The sequence below is a fragment of the Salinarimonas chemoclinalis genome (genome assembly GCF_041514305.1).
Taxonomy (GTDB): domain Bacteria; phylum Pseudomonadota; class Alphaproteobacteria; order Rhizobiales; family Beijerinckiaceae; genus Salinarimonas; species Salinarimonas chemoclinalis.
In genome coordinates this window covers 480,949-495,901 of record NZ_JBGMWH010000002.1, presented here as the reverse complement: position 1 = coordinate 495,901, position 14,953 = coordinate 480,949, and the positions used below count along the sequence as shown (strand labels likewise).

Sequence of the window (14,953 nt, the reverse complement as noted above, 5' to 3'; positions counted from 1 at the left end):
GTGGTTAACGCGCCGCCTCGCCGGAGGCAGCCGGCGTTCCACGCCCGCGGCGTCCCGCGTCGGGGAGGCGCACGAGGCGCGGGCGCCAGATGCCGAGCACGACGTTCGCCACCGCGATGGCGAAGACGACCGCGAGCGTGCCCCATTCGAGCCGGATCATGTCGGCGAGCGCGTCCGGCGGCGCTTCTCCGGCCGCCATCCGCGCGGCCATCGTCGCCGCGTAGTCGGCCTTGGCGCTGACGATGGTCAGCGTGCCCTTGAACATGAGGATGCCGAGCCCCGCCTTGATCCACACCCAGCCTGCGTCCTGGAACGGCCGATGGACGATCATCGAGAGGAGCCCGGAGACGAGGGCGACCGCGAGCGAGGGGAGGACGACCCAGTTGCTCAGGACGGCGATGGACTGGCGCAGGTCGGCATAGGCGTCCGCGGTCTCCTGCGGCCCCGCCACGAGCAGGACGGCATAGGCGCCGAGCCCGCCGATGAGCCCGCCGGCGGCGATCGTATGCAGGATCTTGACGAGCTTGCGCATGTGTCCGTCCGCTGTGGTAGCAATGGAGTGTAGGGCGGGCCGCGTTGCGCGGGAAGAGCCGCGCGGCAGGGGTCGCGCGGGCCCGCGGATGGGGCACCGCCATGGATCGAACGACCCTGATCGCCTGCGTCGCGCTGGCCGGGCTCCTGACCCTCCCCCTCCCGGCGGGCGGGCAGGGACGGATCGACGTGCCCGTCGAGGTCGGCGGCGACGGCTTCCTCGACGGGTGCTGGGGCATCGGCCAGGTGGTCGGCCTCGACCCGAACGGCGACGGCTTCCTCTCCGTCCGAAGCGGCCCCGGCGGCCGGCAGTACCGCGAGATCGACCGGGTCCACAACGGCCAGCAGGTCGCGATCTGCGGGGAGGACGGCCCGTGGTACGCGGTCGTCTATTCCAGGACGCGCGACACGTCCGGGTGCGGCGTCCACACGCCCTGGCCCGTTCGCCAGCCCTATACGGGCCCCTGCGAGTACGGCTGGGTCCATTCGCGCTACGTGCACGTCGTCGCCGGCTGAGCCGCGCGCCCGTCCCGCTCAGCCGCCGACCTCCACGGTCTCCACCGACAGGATGGTCGGCAGGTGGCGCGCGATCTCCTCCCAGCGGTCGCCCTCGTCGCGGCTGGCGAAGACCGAGCCCGAGTTCGTGCCGAAGTAGACGCCGGCGGGCTCGCGCGCGTCGCCCGCCATCGCCTGGCGCAGGACGGTGAAGTAGCAGGAGGTCTGCGGCAGGCCGGTGCGCAGGTCCGTCCAGGTCGCGCCGCCGTCCCGCGAGCGCCAGACCGCCGCTGCGGCGCCCGGGGGGAAGCGTCCGGCGCTGTCGCCGTTGAGCGGGAACGTCCAGAGCGTGCGCGCGTCCTGCGGGTGGACGCGGATCGGGAAGCCGAAGGTCGAGGGAAGCCCCGACGTGACGTCGTCCCAGCTTCGCCCGCCATCGGCGGAGCGCCAGACGCCATGGTGGTTCTGCTGGTAGAGCACGTCCGCCTCGCCGGGCGCGCGCATCATGTTGTGGACGCAGTGGCCGATCTCGCCGTCGCGTGGCGCCGCCGGATGCGTATGGCCGTGGCAGGCCTCGGCGTTGGAGACGCGGTTGCGCCGCTCCCACGTCGCCCCGCCGTCCTCCGTGGCGAAGACGCCGGCCGCCGAGATGCCGATCCACAGCTTCGCGGGATCGGTCGGGTGGGGCACGATCGTGTGGAGCACGAGGCCGGCCGCACCCGGGTTCCACGTCTGCGCCGACGGATGATCGGTGAGGCTCTCCACGCGCGCCCAGGTCTCCCCGCCGTCGCGGCTGACGAGGAGGCCCGCGGGCTTCGTGCCGGCCCACAGCGCGCCGTGGGCGAAGCACAGGCTCCACACCTGCGAGAACGCCTCGCCGAAGGGCAGTGGCGAGTCCGTCCAGCCGATCGTCGCGGCGAATTCCGCGTCGCTCGCCGCCCAGGCGTCCATCTGGCCGGCGCAGAGCCGCACGACCTCCCAGGTCTCGCCGCCGTCCCGCGAGCGCCAGACGCCAGCGCCGTGGAAGGCCCCGCCGCCTCCGGCCCAGAGGGTCCCGGTTCCGGGATCGCCGATCACGTGATTGATCGGCCAGCCGTCGCAGAACGGTCCGTCGACCCGCCACGCGGTGCGCTCGTCGCGCCCCGAGACGACGAAGACGCCCTTCGTGGTACCGACGAGAACGCGGATCTCACCTCGCGCCATGGCGCTTCCTCCCGTGTTGGAGACGCTGGCACGCCGGCTCGCGAGCCGGCATCGTGCCCGCGCCTCATCCGTCGGCTCCCGCCGCGGCGGCGTACGGAAGCTCCCGCAAGCCCTCCCGCAGCCGGTCCGGCATTCCGTCGCCGAGCGCCCTGTCCAGCCGCGTGTGCGTGTCGCGCCAGATCGGCAGCGCCGCGCGCAGCAGGGCGACGCCGTCCGGCGTGATCGCCACGACCCGGCTGCGCCGATCCCGCGCGCCGGCCTCGACCCGCACGAGCCCCCGGCGCTCGAGTGGCTTCAGCGCCGCCGTCAGCGAGGTGCGGTCCATCGCGAGGAAGGGCGCGAGCGCGCCGATCGTCGGCGGGTCGGAGCGGTTGAGCGCCATCAGGAGCGAGAATTGCCCGTTCGTGAGCCCGAGCGGCCGCAGCGCGTTGTCGAACAGCCGCGCCAGCGCCCGCGCCGCCCGTTGCGCATGCAGGCACAGGCACGTCGACGCGACGTGGCGGACGGTGTCTGGCTCCAGGTAGATGGGCGCGAGGTGATCGGGGTCGGTGCCGGGCATCTTATGTTGATATCAACAGGCACTCTCCGGCGCAACGGCGATGGCGGGCCGCGTGGCGGGGGACGCGGTAGACGCTTGCGTCCGCGGCCCATCCGGTCCATCGCTCGGGTCGTGCCCGCCAACGGGGAGGAGCCCCACGATGCCCGAACCCGCCCCTCCGCGAGACGGCGCGGCCGACAATCGCCGCATGAAGGCGGTGCTCGTCGCCGCCGCCGCGCTCGCCTTCGCGACGGCGCCGCTGGCGTTTCCCTTCGCCGGCTTCGATCCGGACCTGTTCCCCGTGCCGCAGGTCGATCCGCCGGTACAGCCGGCGGGCTACGCGTTCGGAATCTGGGGGCCGATCTACCTGTGGCTCCTGACCTCCGCGGCGTTCGGGCTGGTGCGCCGCGGGGACGATCGCGCGTGGGACCGCCCACGCTGGCAGCTCGCCGGCAGCCTGATCGTCGGCGCGGCCTGGCTCGGGGTGGCGCAGACGAGCGCGATCTGGGCGACGGTGCTGATCTGGGTGATGCTGACCCTTGCGCTCGTGGCGCTCGCCCGCACCCCGGAGACGGAGCGCTGGCTGCTGCGGGCGCCGGTCGCGCTCTACGCGGGCTGGCTCACGGCGGCGTCCTGGGTCTCGATAGGGCTCCTGGGGGCCGGGTTCGGCCTCTGGCTCGGCGCGCAGGGCTGGGCGGTGGCGTGCCTCCTCGGCGCGCTCGTCACCGCGGGGCTGGTGCTGACGCGGGTCCCCGCCATCCCGCTCTACGCGGTCGCGGTGGTGTGGGCCCTCGTCGCCGTGGCGGTCGCGAACTGGGGCGCGGGGTGGAGCGTCGTCGCCCTCGCGCTGGCGGGCGCCGCCGCGATCGCGGGGCTCGGCTGGCGCAACGCCCGCGCCTGATATCGCGCTGCAGCGGGAACGCCCGAGCTTCCGCGACGTTGCGTGGATGCAGACTCCCGCTTCCCCAACGCTCGAGGGATCACGAACCCATGTCCATCATCGCCTGGATCGTCGTCGGCATCATCGCCGGCTTCATCGCCGAGAAGATCACCGGCCGGAACCACGGCCTGTTGACCAACCTCGTCGTCGGCATCGTCGGCGCCTTCGTCGGCGGCTTCATCGCCTCGCTGCTCGGCTTCTCCTATTCGCAGGGCTTCAACCTCGCCTCGATCGTCGTCGCGACCATCGGCGCCATCGTATTCCTGTGGATCCTGGGCCTGATCAAGGGCCGGAGCGTGCGCTGAGCGCCCGGCCGCGGCCGGGGCTGCGGTCCGCTGCCGCGCGGGATTTGCGTCTTGCCCCGCGAGGCCCTAGATCATGGCCACGATGAGTTCCGCGCGGGCGCCGGCCCGCGCGGCCAGCCGGATCGGGAGAGCATGACCGTCGTTCTCGACCTCCTCGCCAAGGACACCCGCGCCAAGGACGGCCTCGCGAAGGACGCGCGCCCGCGCCATCCCGAGAAGGCGCATCGGCCCGACCAGCCGCTCCAGCGCAAGCCCGACTGGATCCGCGTCAAGGCGCCGGGCTCGCCCGGCTGGGCCGAGACGAAGCGGATCGTCAAGGAGAACGGGCTCGTCACGGTCTGCGAGGAGGCCGGCTGCCCGAACGTCGGCGAGTGCTGGTCGAAGAAGCACGCCACCTTCATGATCATGGGCGACACGTGCACCCGCGCCTGCGCCTTCTGCAACGTGAAGACCGGCATGCCCCAGGCGCTCGACCGCGCGGAGCCGGAGAACATCGCCATCGCGGTGGAGAAGCTCGGCCTCGAGCACGTGGTGATCACCTCCGTCGACCGCGACGACCTCGAGGACGGTGGCGCCGAGCACTTCGCGCAGGTGATCGGCGCGATTCGCGTCCGCTCGCCGAAGACCACGATCGAGGTGCTCACCCCCGATTTCCTGCGCAAGCCCGGCGCTCTCGAGGTCGTGGTGAAGGCCCGGCCCGACGTGTTCAACCACAATCTCGAGACCGTCCCATCGAAGTACCTGAAGGTGCGGCCCGGCGCGCGCTACTTCCACTCCATCCGCCTGCTCCAGAAGGTGAAGGAGCTGGACCCGACGATCTTCACCAAGTCCGGGATCATGGTCGGGCTCGGCGAGGAGCGCAACGAGGTGCTGCAGCTGATGGACGACCTGCGCTCGGCGGAGGTCGACTTCATGACGATCGGCCAGTACCTGCAGCCGACTCGCAAGCACCATCCGGTGATCCGTTACGTGACCCCGGACGAGTTCAAGGCCTACCAGACGACTGCCTACGCGAAAGGCTTCCTGCTCGTTTCCGCGTCACCGCTGACGCGCTCCTCCTACCATGCGGGCGACGACTTCGCGCGGCTCAAGGCCGCGCGCCTCGCCAGGCTCGGCCGCTGATCCGCTCTCGCCATGCCGTCCTTCCGCACCACCCGCCGCGTCCGGCATTCGCCGGAGGAGATGTTCGCCCTCGTCGCCGACGTCGAGCAGTACCCCAAGTTCGTGCCGCTCTGCGAGGACCTGAAGGTCCGCCGTAAGGTGCAGAGCGGGGAGGGGGTCGAGACGCTCGTCGCCGACATGACCGTGGGCTACAAGCGCATCCGCGAGAGCTTCACGAGCCGCGTCACCCTCGACCCCGCGCGCAATCGGATCGACGTCGAGTACGTCAACGGCCCCTTCCGCTACATGGAGAACCGCTGGACCTTCAAGCCGGCGGGCGAGGGGACTTGCGACGTGGAGTTCTACATCAACTACGAGTTCAAGAACTTCGCGCTGGGCATGCTGATGGGCACGATGTTCGACCGCGCCTTCCGGAAGTTCTCCGAGGCGTTCGAGGCGCGGGCGGACGCGATCTACAGGTGAGCCGTGTCATCCCGGATGCCGAAGGCAGTCCGGGACCCAGAGCCTCTGGAGCGTTGACGAGCGGCGTGCACACGCCGCGGCGCTCGACGCCTCCCGCAGCCGTGGTGGACGCGCGCGCTTTCGCGCACGTTCATCACACCCCTGCGGTTCTAGGCCCCGGGCCCGCTTCGCGACCCGGGGTGACCGATCGCATCGCCGCCGGATCGGGTTGCACCGCCCCCTCCAGCAGCCCCAGCGCGTCCGCCACCGTCCGCAGCCGCACCATCGAGCGCCCGAGGTCGCCGTAGCGCATCTCCAGGTGCCGCACCGCCCCGCCGCGCCGGGCGCAGGCGAGGTGGACGAGGCCGACGGGCTTGTCGGCCGAGCCGCCGCCCGGGCCGGCGATCCCCGTGACGGCGATCGACACGTCGGCGCGCGACGCCCCGAGCGCACCCACCGCCATGGCGCGGGCGGTCGCCTCGCTCACCGCGCCGTGGGCGGCGAGGATCGCCGGTGGCACGCCGAGGCAGTCGCTCTTGGCCTCGTTCGAGTAGGTGACGAAGCCCCGCTCGACCACGGAGGACGAGCCGGCGATGTCGGTCAGCAGGCCCGCGACGAGCCCGCCGGTGCAGCTTTCGGCGGTGACGATCCGCAGGCCCGCCTCGCGATAGGCGTCGAGGAGCGCGGTCGCGCGGGCGCGCAATTCGTCGGGGAAGATCACGCGTCGTCCTCCGGCAGCCGGATGGTGGCCGCCGCCTGGGCGGCGATGCCCTCGCGCCGGCCGGTGAAGCCGAGACGCTCGGTCGTCGTCGCCTTGATCGAGACACGCGACACGGGGATGTCAGCGGCGCGCGCGATCGCCTCGCGCATCGCCTCGCGATGCGGGCCGACCTTGGGGGCCTCCGCGAGGATGGTCGCGTCGAGGAGGTCGATCACGCCTCCACGGGCCCGCACGCGCTCCGCGGCGAAAGCGAGGAAGCGGTCCGAGGAGGCGCTCTTCCACTTCGGGTCGGAGGGCGGGAAATGCGTGCCGATGTCTCCCTCCGTCAGCGCACCCAGCAGCGCGTCGGTGAGCGCGTGGAGCACGACGTCGCCGTCCGAATGAGCGAGCACGCCGCGCTCGTGCGGGATGCGCACGCCGCCGAGCCAGACGTGGTCCCCCTCGGCGAAGGCGTGGACGTCGAAACCGGTGCCGAGACGAGTGATCATGCGCGCCTCCCCGCCGCCCACGGCGGCGAAATCCTCGGGGCGGGTGAGCTTGATGTTGCCCGCCTCGCCCTCGAACACGGTGACGGGATGGCCCGCCCATTCCATCAACGCGCCGTCGTCCGTGAAATCGTCGCGGCCCGCGCGCGACGCGGCGCGGTGGACCTCGATGAGCGCGGCGAAGCGGAAGCCCTGGGGCGTCTGCACGGCCCGCAGGCTCGCCCGCGGCGGCGTCTCGACGACCCGGCCCGCCTCGTCGACGCGCTTGACGGTGTCGACGACGGCGACGCCGGGAATCGCCGCGCCGGAGGCCCGCGTCGCGGCGACGGCGCCGTCGATCAGAGCGTGGGAGAGGAACGGCCGTGCCGCGTCGTGGACGAGCACGATCTCGGGAGCGCCCACCTCCTCCAGCCGCGCGAGCCCGCGCGCGACGGAGGCCTGACGCGTGGCGCCGCCGGGCACCGGCGAGACCAGCTTCGCGCGCGCGCCCGGATCGAGGCCGGCGACGACACGGGCGTAGAAGTCTCCGTCGTCCGGGTGGGTGACGACGAGGATGCGGTCGATCGCCGCGTGCGCGCCGAACACGGCGAGGACGCGGCCGAGGACGCTCGCGCCGCCGACGAGGCGGTATTGCTTGGGATCGCCCGCGCCGGCACGCGCGCCGCGGCCCGCGGCGACGACGAGGGCGGCTATGCGTGGCTCTGCGGGCCGGGGCACGGTGGACAAGGGTCGTTCCTGGTCGGGCTGTCACACGAATGTGGTGATAGAGAATGCCGCCTCCGGAGGCAAACGCCCGCGCGGACCGCGAGGGCGCGCGCACGGGACTTGCCAATTTCACAGGCTTGGCTAATTGTTGGGCATAATGACGAAGCAACAGAATCTCGAGCTCTCGCTCGGACACGCCCCGGACCCGGATGAGCTGGCCGCGTGGTGGATCGGGGACGTCCCCGTCTCCCGCCGCGCGGTGCTCGCGCCGATGTCCGGCGTCACCGACGTGCACATGCGCCGGATCGCGGCGGGTTTCGGCGCGGGCCTCGTCGTGTCCGAGATGGTCGCCTCCGACGACTTCGTGAACGGCGACGAGGAGACCCGCCTGCGGGCGGAGGGGGAGGGCGTCTCCCCGCACGTCGTCCAGCTCGCCGGCTGCGATCCGCGCTGGATGGCGGAGGCCGCGCGTCTCGCGCAGGCGAACGGGGCGGACGTCGTCGACATCAACATGGGCTGCCCGGCCAAGCGCGTCACCGGCGGCTGGGCGGGCTCCGCGCTGATGCGCGACCTCGACCACGCCACCGGGTTGATCGAGGCGACGGTCGCCGCGGTGTCGATCCCCGTCACGGTGAAGATGCGGCTCGGCTGGGACGACGCCGCGCGCAACGCGCCGGAGCTCGCCCGGCGCGCCGAGGTCGCCGGCGCGCGGGCGATCACCGTCCACGGCCGGACCCGGCAGCAATTCTACAAGGGAATCGCGGATTGGGACGCGATCGCCCTCGTGCGTGACGCGACGACGCTGCCGCTCGTCGCCAACGGCGACATCGCGACCCTGGAGGATGCCCGCGCGTGCCTGGCGCGCTCGCGCGCCGACGCGGTGATGGTCGGCCGCGCCGCGCTCGGCCGGCCCTGGCTCGTGGCCTCGATCGGGGAGGGGCTCGCCGGCCTCGCTCCCCGCGAGCCCTCCGCCGCGGAGAAGGTCGCGGCGATGCGGGCGCACTACGAGGGCCTGCTCGCGCTCTACGGCCGCGCCATGGCGGTGCGCCACGCCCGCAAGCACCTCGCCGCCTTCGCCGACCACGCCCGCGCCGACGGCTTCGCGCTGCCCGCCGCGCAGCGCGCGCGCCTCGTCACCACCGAGGAGCCCGCCGAGGTGCTCGACCTGATCGGCGCGGTCTACGTCCACCCGCTGCGAGAGGCCGCATGAAGACGCCGACCACCGACGCGGTGTTGAACGCCCTGCCGCTGCCGGTTCTCACGGTCGGGCCGGACCACGTCATCCTCAATGCGAACGCCGCCGCGGAGAGCTTCCTGGAGGCGAGCCAGCGGGTGCTGCGCCGCCAGAAGCTGAGCGACTTCATGCCCTTCGGCTCCCCGGTTCTGAGCCTGATCGAGGAGGTCCGCCGCCGCGGCGTGTCGGTGAGCGAGTACCGGGTCGACATCGGCGGCCCGCGGCTCGGCGTGGAGCGCATCGTCGACGTGATCGCCTCGCCGATGCCGGAGGACCCGCAGACCGTGGTGGTGATGATCCAGGAGCGGACCATCGCCGACAAGATGAACCGCCAGCTCACCCACCGCACCGCGGCGCGCTCCGTGACCGCGCTCGGCGCCATGCTCGCCCACGAGATCAAGAATCCGCTCTCGGGCATCCGCGGCGCGGCCCAGCTTTTGGAGCAGTCCGCCGCCGACGAGGACCGCGTCCTCACGCGGCTCATCTGCGACGAGGCGGACCGGATCGTGAAGCTCGTGGAGCGCGTCGAGCTGTTCGGCGAGCAGCGCCCCGTGGAGCGCGTGCCGGTCAACGTCCACAGCGTGCTCGATCACGTCAAGCGCCTCGCCCAGACGGGCTTCGCGCGCCACCTGCGCATCGTCGAGAGCTACGACCCCTCGATTCCCCACGTGCTCGCCAACCGCGACCAGCTCGTCCAGGTCGTGCTCAATCTCGTCAAGAACGCCGCCGAGGCGATCGGGCCGGACGCGCTCGAGGGCGAGATCGTGCTCTCCACCGCCTTCCGAACGGGCGTGCGCCTCGCGATCCCGGGCTCGGCGGAGCGCGTCTCGCTGCCGATCGAGATCGCCGTTCGCGACAACGGCCCCGGCATCCCTCCGGAACTCGTTCCCGACCTGTTCGACCCCTTCGTCACCACCAAGGCCAACGGCTCTGGCCTGGGGCTTGCATTGGTGGCGAAGATCGTGGGCGACCACGGCGGGATCGTCGAATGCGATCCCGCGCCGCGCAAGACCACGTTCCGCATGCTCCTGCCCATGCACGCGGCCGAGGACGGCCGCGGCTCGTAACGCGTATCCGACAGCCCCCGAGAGTGCCTCACATGCCCAGCGGACACATCCTCCTCGCCGACGACGACGCCGCCATCCGCACGGTGCTCAACCAGGCGCTCTCGCGCGCCGGGTACGAGGTGCGCTCGACCTCCAACGCCGCCACCCTGTGGCGCTGGGTGGCGCAGGGGGACGGGGACATCATCATCACCGACGTGGTGATGCCCGACGAGAACGCCTTCGACCTGCTGCCACGGATCAAGCGGCTACGGCCGGAGCTGCCGATTATCGTCATGAGCGCGCAGAACACGTTCATGACCGCGATCAAGGCGTCCGAGCGCGGCGCCTACGAATACCTGCCCAAGCCCTTCGACCTGAAGGAGCTCGTCGCCGTCGTCGGCCGGGCGCTCTCGCGCCCGCGCGGGCCGGTCTCGTCCTCGGAGGGAGAGGGGGAGGACATCCCGCTGGTTGGCCGCTCGCCGGCCATGCAGGAGATCTACCGGGCGCTCGCGCGGCTGATGCCGACCGACCTCACCGTCATGATCACCGGCGAGAGCGGCACCGGCAAGGAACTCGTCGCCCGGGCGCTGCACGACTACGGCAAGCGCCGAACCGGGCCGTTCGTCGCCGTCAACATGGCGGCGATCCCGCGCGACCTCATCGAGAGCGAGCTGTTCGGCCACGAGAAGGGCGCCTTCACCGGCGCGACCCAGCGCTCGGCCGGCCGCTTCGAGCAGGCGGAGGGGGGAACGCTCTTCCTCGACGAGATCGGCGACATGCCGATGGAGGCGCAGACGCGGCTCCTGCGCGTGCTCCAGCAGGGCGAGTACACGACGGTCGGCGGGCGCACGCCGATCAAGACCAACGTGCGCATCGTGGCCGCCACCAACAAGGACCTGCGCATCTCGATCCAGCAGGGGCTCTTCCGCGAGGACCTGTTCTTCCGCCTCAACGTCGTGCCGCTGCGCCTGCCGCCGCTGCGCGAGCGCGTGGAGGACATTCCCGATCTCGCGCGCCACTTCTTCGCGCAGATCGAAAAGGAGGGTCTCGCCCGCAAGCAGATGGATTCCGAGGCGATGGACCGCCTCAAGCGGTATCGCTGGCCGGGCAACGTACGCGAGCTCGAGAACCTGATCCGCCGCCTCGCCGCCCTCTACCCGCAGGACACGATCACCGGGCCGATCATCGAGGGCGAGCTCGACGTGCGCCCGATCGAGAGCGTGATCGGCACCGGCGCCGACGACCCGGAGGCCCCCGAGACGCTGTCTGGCTCCGTCGAGCGGCACCTCACGCGCTACTTCTCCAACTTCCGCGAGACGCTGCCCCCGCCGGGCCTCTACCACCGCATCCTGCGCGAGGTGGAAGGCCCGCTCATCGCCGCCGCGCTGACCGCCACCCGCGGCAACCAGATCCGCGCGGCGGAGCTGCTGGGGCTGAACCGCAACACGCTGCGCAAGAAGGTCCGCGACCTCGACCTGCCGGTGATCCGCACCACGCGGTGAGTGCGAGGCCGCTACGCCTCGCGGCGGCGATCGAAGATCATCGACACGGGCGTGTGGTCGGACGTCGAGGCCCAGCGCGGGAAGCTCGACGCGACCCGATGGTGGACCTGATGCTCCGCGCGGCCGCCACCCGCGCGGGCGACGTAGCGGGCCTTCCGGCCGAGATGGCTCGTGGTCAGCGACTGCGTGAACAGGATGTGATCGAGCAGGATGTGAGGGTTGCGGGCGGGGTCGAGCCGATCCCGGAAGTGGACGCTCCAGCGCTCGCTGTCGGGCGCATCGAACAGGGCGTGGTTCAGGAAGCGCCGCGCGAAGAAGACGTCCCCCTGCAGGACGCCGATCAGGTCGTGGTAGAGGAACCGGCGCTCGACGAGCTCCTTTCCCGGTCCGTCGTTCAGGTCGCCGGCCACGATGATCGCGGCGTCGGCGTCCTCGGCGAAGCGCGCGTCGATGTAGTATCGGATGTCGGCGCACTCGGTGCTGAGCTTGACCCGCGCCTCGATCAGCGCGGCGACGAGCGCCGGATTCGTCTCGAAGAAGTCCGACGACGCCGGATCGCCCCTGCTTCGAGCCCGGTTGTACTTGCTCTTGAGATGGCAGTTCACGACCTCGATGAGCTGACCGCCGATGGTCATCTGAACCACCTGAGGGTGTCGCCAGTGCTGGTGGTTGCGGACGATGTCGAACTCCAGCCGCTCGGCGGCGCGCGTGTCGGCGCCGACGTACCGCGGCAGGGACACCGTCCAGCGGCCGCCCTGGTGCTCTCCGCTCGAGGCGCGCTCGGTCAGCGTGCGCCAGCGGTCCAGATGGAGCAGCTGGGCGTCGAACCCGTCGCCGCGGACGAGGCTCCACAGCCATTGGGCACCGCTGGCGGCGTTCCCGCGCATGCCGTAGGCGTCGCGATCGTCCACGCCGCGCACGAGGAGACGGTAGCCGGGCGCGACGCGCGCGAAGAACTCCGTCGCCCGCGCTTCCCCCGACGGTCCTTCGCAGACGAGGAGGACGTCGGCCTCGAGCGCCGCGATCTCGGCGGCGACCGCCTCCAGCCGGACTCGGGCACGATCGCGCGTGCGATCGTCCGGGTCCTCGGCGGCGCTCAGCAGCTTGTCCGCGTGCTCGATGTTCCAGGTCGTGATCTTGAAGCTGTCCATCGCCGCCCCCCCCCTGCGCAACGGGGGCGAGGATACGACCGAAAATAGATCTTCGCCAGGGCGCGGCGCCGGGCCCCTCAGATCGCCTTGAGGTGCCGGATGGGGCGTCCCGGCGCGATCGCCTGCGCGGCCTGGACGATGCCCTGCGCGTCGATGCCGTAGTGGCGGTAGAGGTCGGCGAGGGTCCCCGTCTGGCCGAAATGCTCGACGCCGAGCGAGCGCGTGCGGTGGCCCGCCACGGCACCGAGCCAGGCGAGCGTCGCCGGGTGGCCGTCGAGCACGGTGACGAGCCCGCAATGCGCCGGCACTGCCTCCATCAGGCGCTCGATGTGCGCGCGGGCGTGTACCTGCCCGGCCTCGCGGGCGCGCTGCGCCGCCGTCCAGCCCGCGTTGAGACGGTCCGCCGACGTCACGGCGAGAAGGCCGACGTCGCGGCGGTCCTCCGCCATCAGCCCGACCGCCTCGATCGCCTCCGGCGCGATCGCGCCCGCGTAGGCGACGACGATCTGCGCGTTCGGGCCGGGCTCGCGCAGCCAGTAGGCGCCGTCGACGATGCCCTGCGCCAGCGCCGGCGTCATCGCGCGCCGCGGCTGTTCGATGGCGCGGGTGGTGAGCCGCAGGTAGACGGAGCCGCCGGTCGCGTCGCGCAGCCAGGTGCGCTCGTCCGGCTCGGCGTCGCCGTCGCGCTGCACGTAGGCGAAGGCGAAGCGCAGGATCTCGGCGAGTTCGTCGACGAAGGCCGGCTCGAAGGAGGCGAGCCCGTCCTGGGCGAGCCCGATCAGCGGCGAGGAGATCGACTGGTGCGCGCCGCCCTCCGGTGCCAGCGTCACGCCCGACGGCGTCGCGGCCAGGATGAAGCGGGCGTCCTGGTAGCAGGCGTAGTTGAGCGCATCGAGGCCCCGTGCGATGAACGGGTCGTAGAGCGTGCCCACCGGGATCAGCCGCTCGCCGAACAGCGAGTGCGACAGCCCCAATGCGGAGAGCAGGATGAACAGGTTCATCTCCGCGATGCCGAGCTCGATGTGCTGGCCGCCCGGCCCGTAATCCCAGGTGAAGGTCGAGGGGATGCGCTCGGCCTTGAACGTGTCGGCGAGCGCCTCGCGGGCGAAGAGCCCGCGGCGGTTCACCCAGGGGCCGAGGTTGGTCGAGACGGTCACGTCCGGCGACGTCGTGACGATGCGCCTCGCGAGCGGCCCGTCCGAGCGGGCGAGCTCGTTGAGGACGAGCCCGAAGCCGGCCTGGGTCGACAGCGTCTCCTGGCGCGGGGCGGCGAGGGTCTCGGGCACCGGGATCGCGGGCGCGGAGAGGCGGCGCCGGCCCTGCGCCGCGAAGGGCACGCGCGCGAGGAAGTCGCGCAACTCGGCCTCGGGGATGTCGAGCCCCTCGAAAGGCTCCCACTCGCGCCCCGGCCGCACGTGCATCTGCCCCTGGAAGCCCTCCATCTGCTTGGGCGTGAGGAGGCCGGCGTGGTTGTCCTTGTGGCCGGCGAGCGGCAGGCCGAAGCCCTTGATCGTGTACGCGATGAACACGACCGGCCGGTCGTGGTCGATGCCTTCGAAGGCCTCGAGCAGCGTCGGCAGGTCGTGGCCGGCGAGGTTCGTCATCAGCCGGCCGAGCGCGGCGTCGTCGCGCCGCTCGATCAGCGCGGTGACGTCGCCCTGGTCGCCGAGATCGTCCATCAGGCGCTTGCGCCAGGCCGCGCCGCCCTGGAACGTCAGCGCGGAATAGAGCTGGTTCGGGCAGGTGTCGATCCAGGCGCGCAGGCGGTCGCCGCCGGGCTCCCGGAAGGCCTCCTCCAGAAGAGAGCCGTACTTGAGCGTCACCACGTCCCAGCCGAAGGCGCGGAAGAGCGCCTCGAAGCGGGCGTAGAGCCCCTCGCGGATGACGGCGTCGAGGCTCTGGCGATTGTAGTCGACGATCCACCAGGTATTGCGGACGCCCTGCTTCCAGCCTTCGAGCAGCGCCTCGAAGATGTTGCCTTCGTCCATCTCGGCGTCGCCGACGAGGGCGATCATGCGTCCCTCCGGCCGCTCGCCGCCCCAGCCGTGGGCGCGCACGTAGTCCTGCGCCAGCGAGGCGAACAGCGTCTGCGCGACGCCGAGCCCCACCGACCCGGTGGAGAAGTCGACGTCGTCCCCGTCCTTGGTGCGGGACGGGTAGGACTGCGCGCCCTTGTAGCCGCGGAAGCGCTCGAGCTTCTCGCGGGTCTGGTTGCCGAGGAGATACTGGATCGCGTGGAAGACCGGGCTCGCGTGCGGCTTCACCGCCACCCGGTCCTGCGGCCGCAGCGCGGCGAAGTAGAGAGCCGTCATGATCGTCGCGAGCGAGGCGGACGAGGCCTGGTGCCCCCCGACCTTCAGCCCGTCCACGCTCTCGCGCAGATGGTTGGCGTTGTGGATCGTCCAGGTGGAGAGCCACAGCAGCTTCTTCTCGAGCGCGGCGAGGTAAGGCAGGCGCGGGTCGGTGGTGGCGGGCATCGCGGGAGGGATCCGTTCGGGGGAGGCGGGGCGACACGACGAGTGGCCGAGACTAGG

The 14,953-nt window shown here is 71.9% G+C and carries 15 protein-coding genes; 8 read left to right on the top strand and 7 right to left on the bottom strand.

The window, feature by feature from the left end; translation table 11 throughout:
* Nucleotides 1-4: 4 nt before the first annotated feature.
* Nucleotides 5-532 (bottom strand): DUF2269 family protein, encoded by a 528-nt coding sequence (locus AB9M23_RS06135; RefSeq protein ID WP_372423377.1) that lies wholly within the window; start codon nucleotides 530-532, stop codon nucleotides 5-7.
* Nucleotides 533-633: 101 nt separating this feature from the next.
* Between AB9M23_RS06135 and AB9M23_RS06130 the strand changes: the two genes are divergently transcribed.
* Nucleotides 634-1,047, top strand: coding sequence for an SH3 domain-containing protein (locus AB9M23_RS06130; RefSeq protein ID WP_372423376.1), 414 nt, complete (start codon nucleotides 634-636; stop codon nucleotides 1,045-1,047).
* A gap of 18 nt (nucleotides 1,048-1,065) precedes the next feature.
* Here AB9M23_RS06130 and AB9M23_RS06125 read toward each other — a convergent pair whose 3' ends face one another.
* Nucleotides 1,066-2,229, bottom strand: a complete 1,164-nt coding sequence (locus AB9M23_RS06125) for a WD40/YVTN/BNR-like repeat-containing protein (protein ID WP_372423374.1) — start codon at nucleotides 2,227-2,229, stop codon at nucleotides 1,066-1,068.
* Nucleotides 2,230-2,293: 64 nt separating this feature from the next.
* The gene (locus tag AB9M23_RS06120; protein ID WP_372423373.1) at nucleotides 2,294-2,788 is read right to left on the bottom strand and encodes a MarR family winged helix-turn-helix transcriptional regulator; all 495 of its coding nucleotides are present in this window, start codon (nucleotides 2,786-2,788) and stop codon (nucleotides 2,294-2,296) included.
* A 139-nt stretch (nucleotides 2,789-2,927) separates the two neighbouring features.
* On the opposite strand from AB9M23_RS06120, the gene AB9M23_RS06115 reads away from it, so the two are divergent.
* The 4 genes from AB9M23_RS06115 to AB9M23_RS06100 all read left to right on the top strand — a co-directional run bounded on the left by AB9M23_RS06115 (nucleotide 2,928) and on the right by AB9M23_RS06100 (nucleotide 5,596).
* The gene (locus tag AB9M23_RS06115; RefSeq protein ID WP_372423371.1) at nucleotides 2,928-3,668 is read left to right on the top strand and encodes a TspO-related membrane protein; all 741 of its coding nucleotides are present in this window, start codon (nucleotides 2,928-2,930) and stop codon (nucleotides 3,666-3,668) included.
* 89 nt (nucleotides 3,669-3,757) lie between these two features.
* On the top strand, nucleotides 3,758-4,012 hold the full coding sequence (locus AB9M23_RS06110; protein WP_372423369.1) for a GlsB/YeaQ/YmgE family stress response membrane protein: 255 nt from the start codon (nucleotides 3,758-3,760) through the stop codon (nucleotides 4,010-4,012).
* 132 nt (nucleotides 4,013-4,144) lie between these two features.
* Complete coding sequence (gene lipA / locus AB9M23_RS06105; protein ID WP_372423368.1) at nucleotides 4,145-5,134, top strand: lipoyl synthase; 990 nt, start codon at nucleotides 4,145-4,147, stop codon at nucleotides 5,132-5,134.
* Nucleotides 5,135-5,146: 12 nt separating this feature from the next.
* Nucleotides 5,147-5,596, top strand: a complete 450-nt coding sequence (locus AB9M23_RS06100) for a type II toxin-antitoxin system RatA family toxin (protein ID WP_372423366.1) — start codon at nucleotides 5,147-5,149, stop codon at nucleotides 5,594-5,596.
* 133 nt (nucleotides 5,597-5,729) lie between these two features.
* On the opposite strand, the gene AB9M23_RS06095 is transcribed toward AB9M23_RS06100, so the two are convergent.
* On the bottom strand, nucleotides 5,730-6,296 hold the full coding sequence (locus AB9M23_RS06095; protein WP_372423364.1) for a CinA family protein: 567 nt from the start codon (nucleotides 6,294-6,296) through the stop codon (nucleotides 5,730-5,732).
* Nucleotides 6,293-7,507 (bottom strand): bifunctional 2-C-methyl-D-erythritol 4-phosphate cytidylyltransferase/2-C-methyl-D-erythritol 2,4-cyclodiphosphate synthase, encoded by a 1,215-nt coding sequence (locus AB9M23_RS06090; protein ID WP_372423362.1) that lies wholly within the window; start codon nucleotides 7,505-7,507, stop codon nucleotides 6,293-6,295. The genes AB9M23_RS06095 and AB9M23_RS06090 overlap by 4 nt, the downstream gene beginning before the upstream one ends.
* Before the next feature lie 250 nt (nucleotides 7,508-7,757).
* Between AB9M23_RS06090 and dusB the strand changes: the two genes are divergently transcribed.
* The 3 genes from dusB to ntrC are packed head-to-tail and all read left to right on the top strand — an operon-like array spanning nucleotide 7,758 to nucleotide 11,268.
* The gene (gene dusB / locus AB9M23_RS06085) at nucleotides 7,758-8,696 is read left to right on the top strand and encodes a tRNA dihydrouridine synthase DusB (RefSeq protein ID WP_372423774.1); all 939 of its coding nucleotides are present in this window, start codon (nucleotides 7,758-7,760) and stop codon (nucleotides 8,694-8,696) included.
* A complete protein-coding gene (locus tag AB9M23_RS06080; protein ID WP_372423361.1) occupies nucleotides 8,693-9,787 on the top strand; it encodes a two-component system sensor histidine kinase NtrB in 1,095 nt (364 codons plus the stop codon). Before dusB ends, AB9M23_RS06080 begins: the two co-directional genes overlap by 4 nt.
* A gap of 32 nt (nucleotides 9,788-9,819) precedes the next feature.
* Nucleotides 9,820-11,268, top strand: coding sequence for a nitrogen regulation protein NR(I) (gene ntrC, locus AB9M23_RS06075; RefSeq protein ID WP_372423359.1), 1,449 nt, complete (start codon nucleotides 9,820-9,822; stop codon nucleotides 11,266-11,268).
* Between the two features lie 11 nt (nucleotides 11,269-11,279).
* Here ntrC and AB9M23_RS06070 read toward each other — a convergent pair whose 3' ends face one another.
* Complete coding sequence (locus AB9M23_RS06070) at nucleotides 11,280-12,419, bottom strand: endonuclease/exonuclease/phosphatase (RefSeq protein ID WP_372423357.1); 1,140 nt, start codon at nucleotides 12,417-12,419, stop codon at nucleotides 11,280-11,282.
* A 77-nt stretch (nucleotides 12,420-12,496) separates the two neighbouring features.
* Complete coding sequence (locus tag AB9M23_RS06065) at nucleotides 12,497-14,896, bottom strand: thiamine pyrophosphate-binding protein (protein ID WP_372423355.1); 2,400 nt, start codon at nucleotides 14,894-14,896, stop codon at nucleotides 12,497-12,499.
* Between the last annotated feature and the right edge of the window lie 57 nt (nucleotides 14,897-14,953).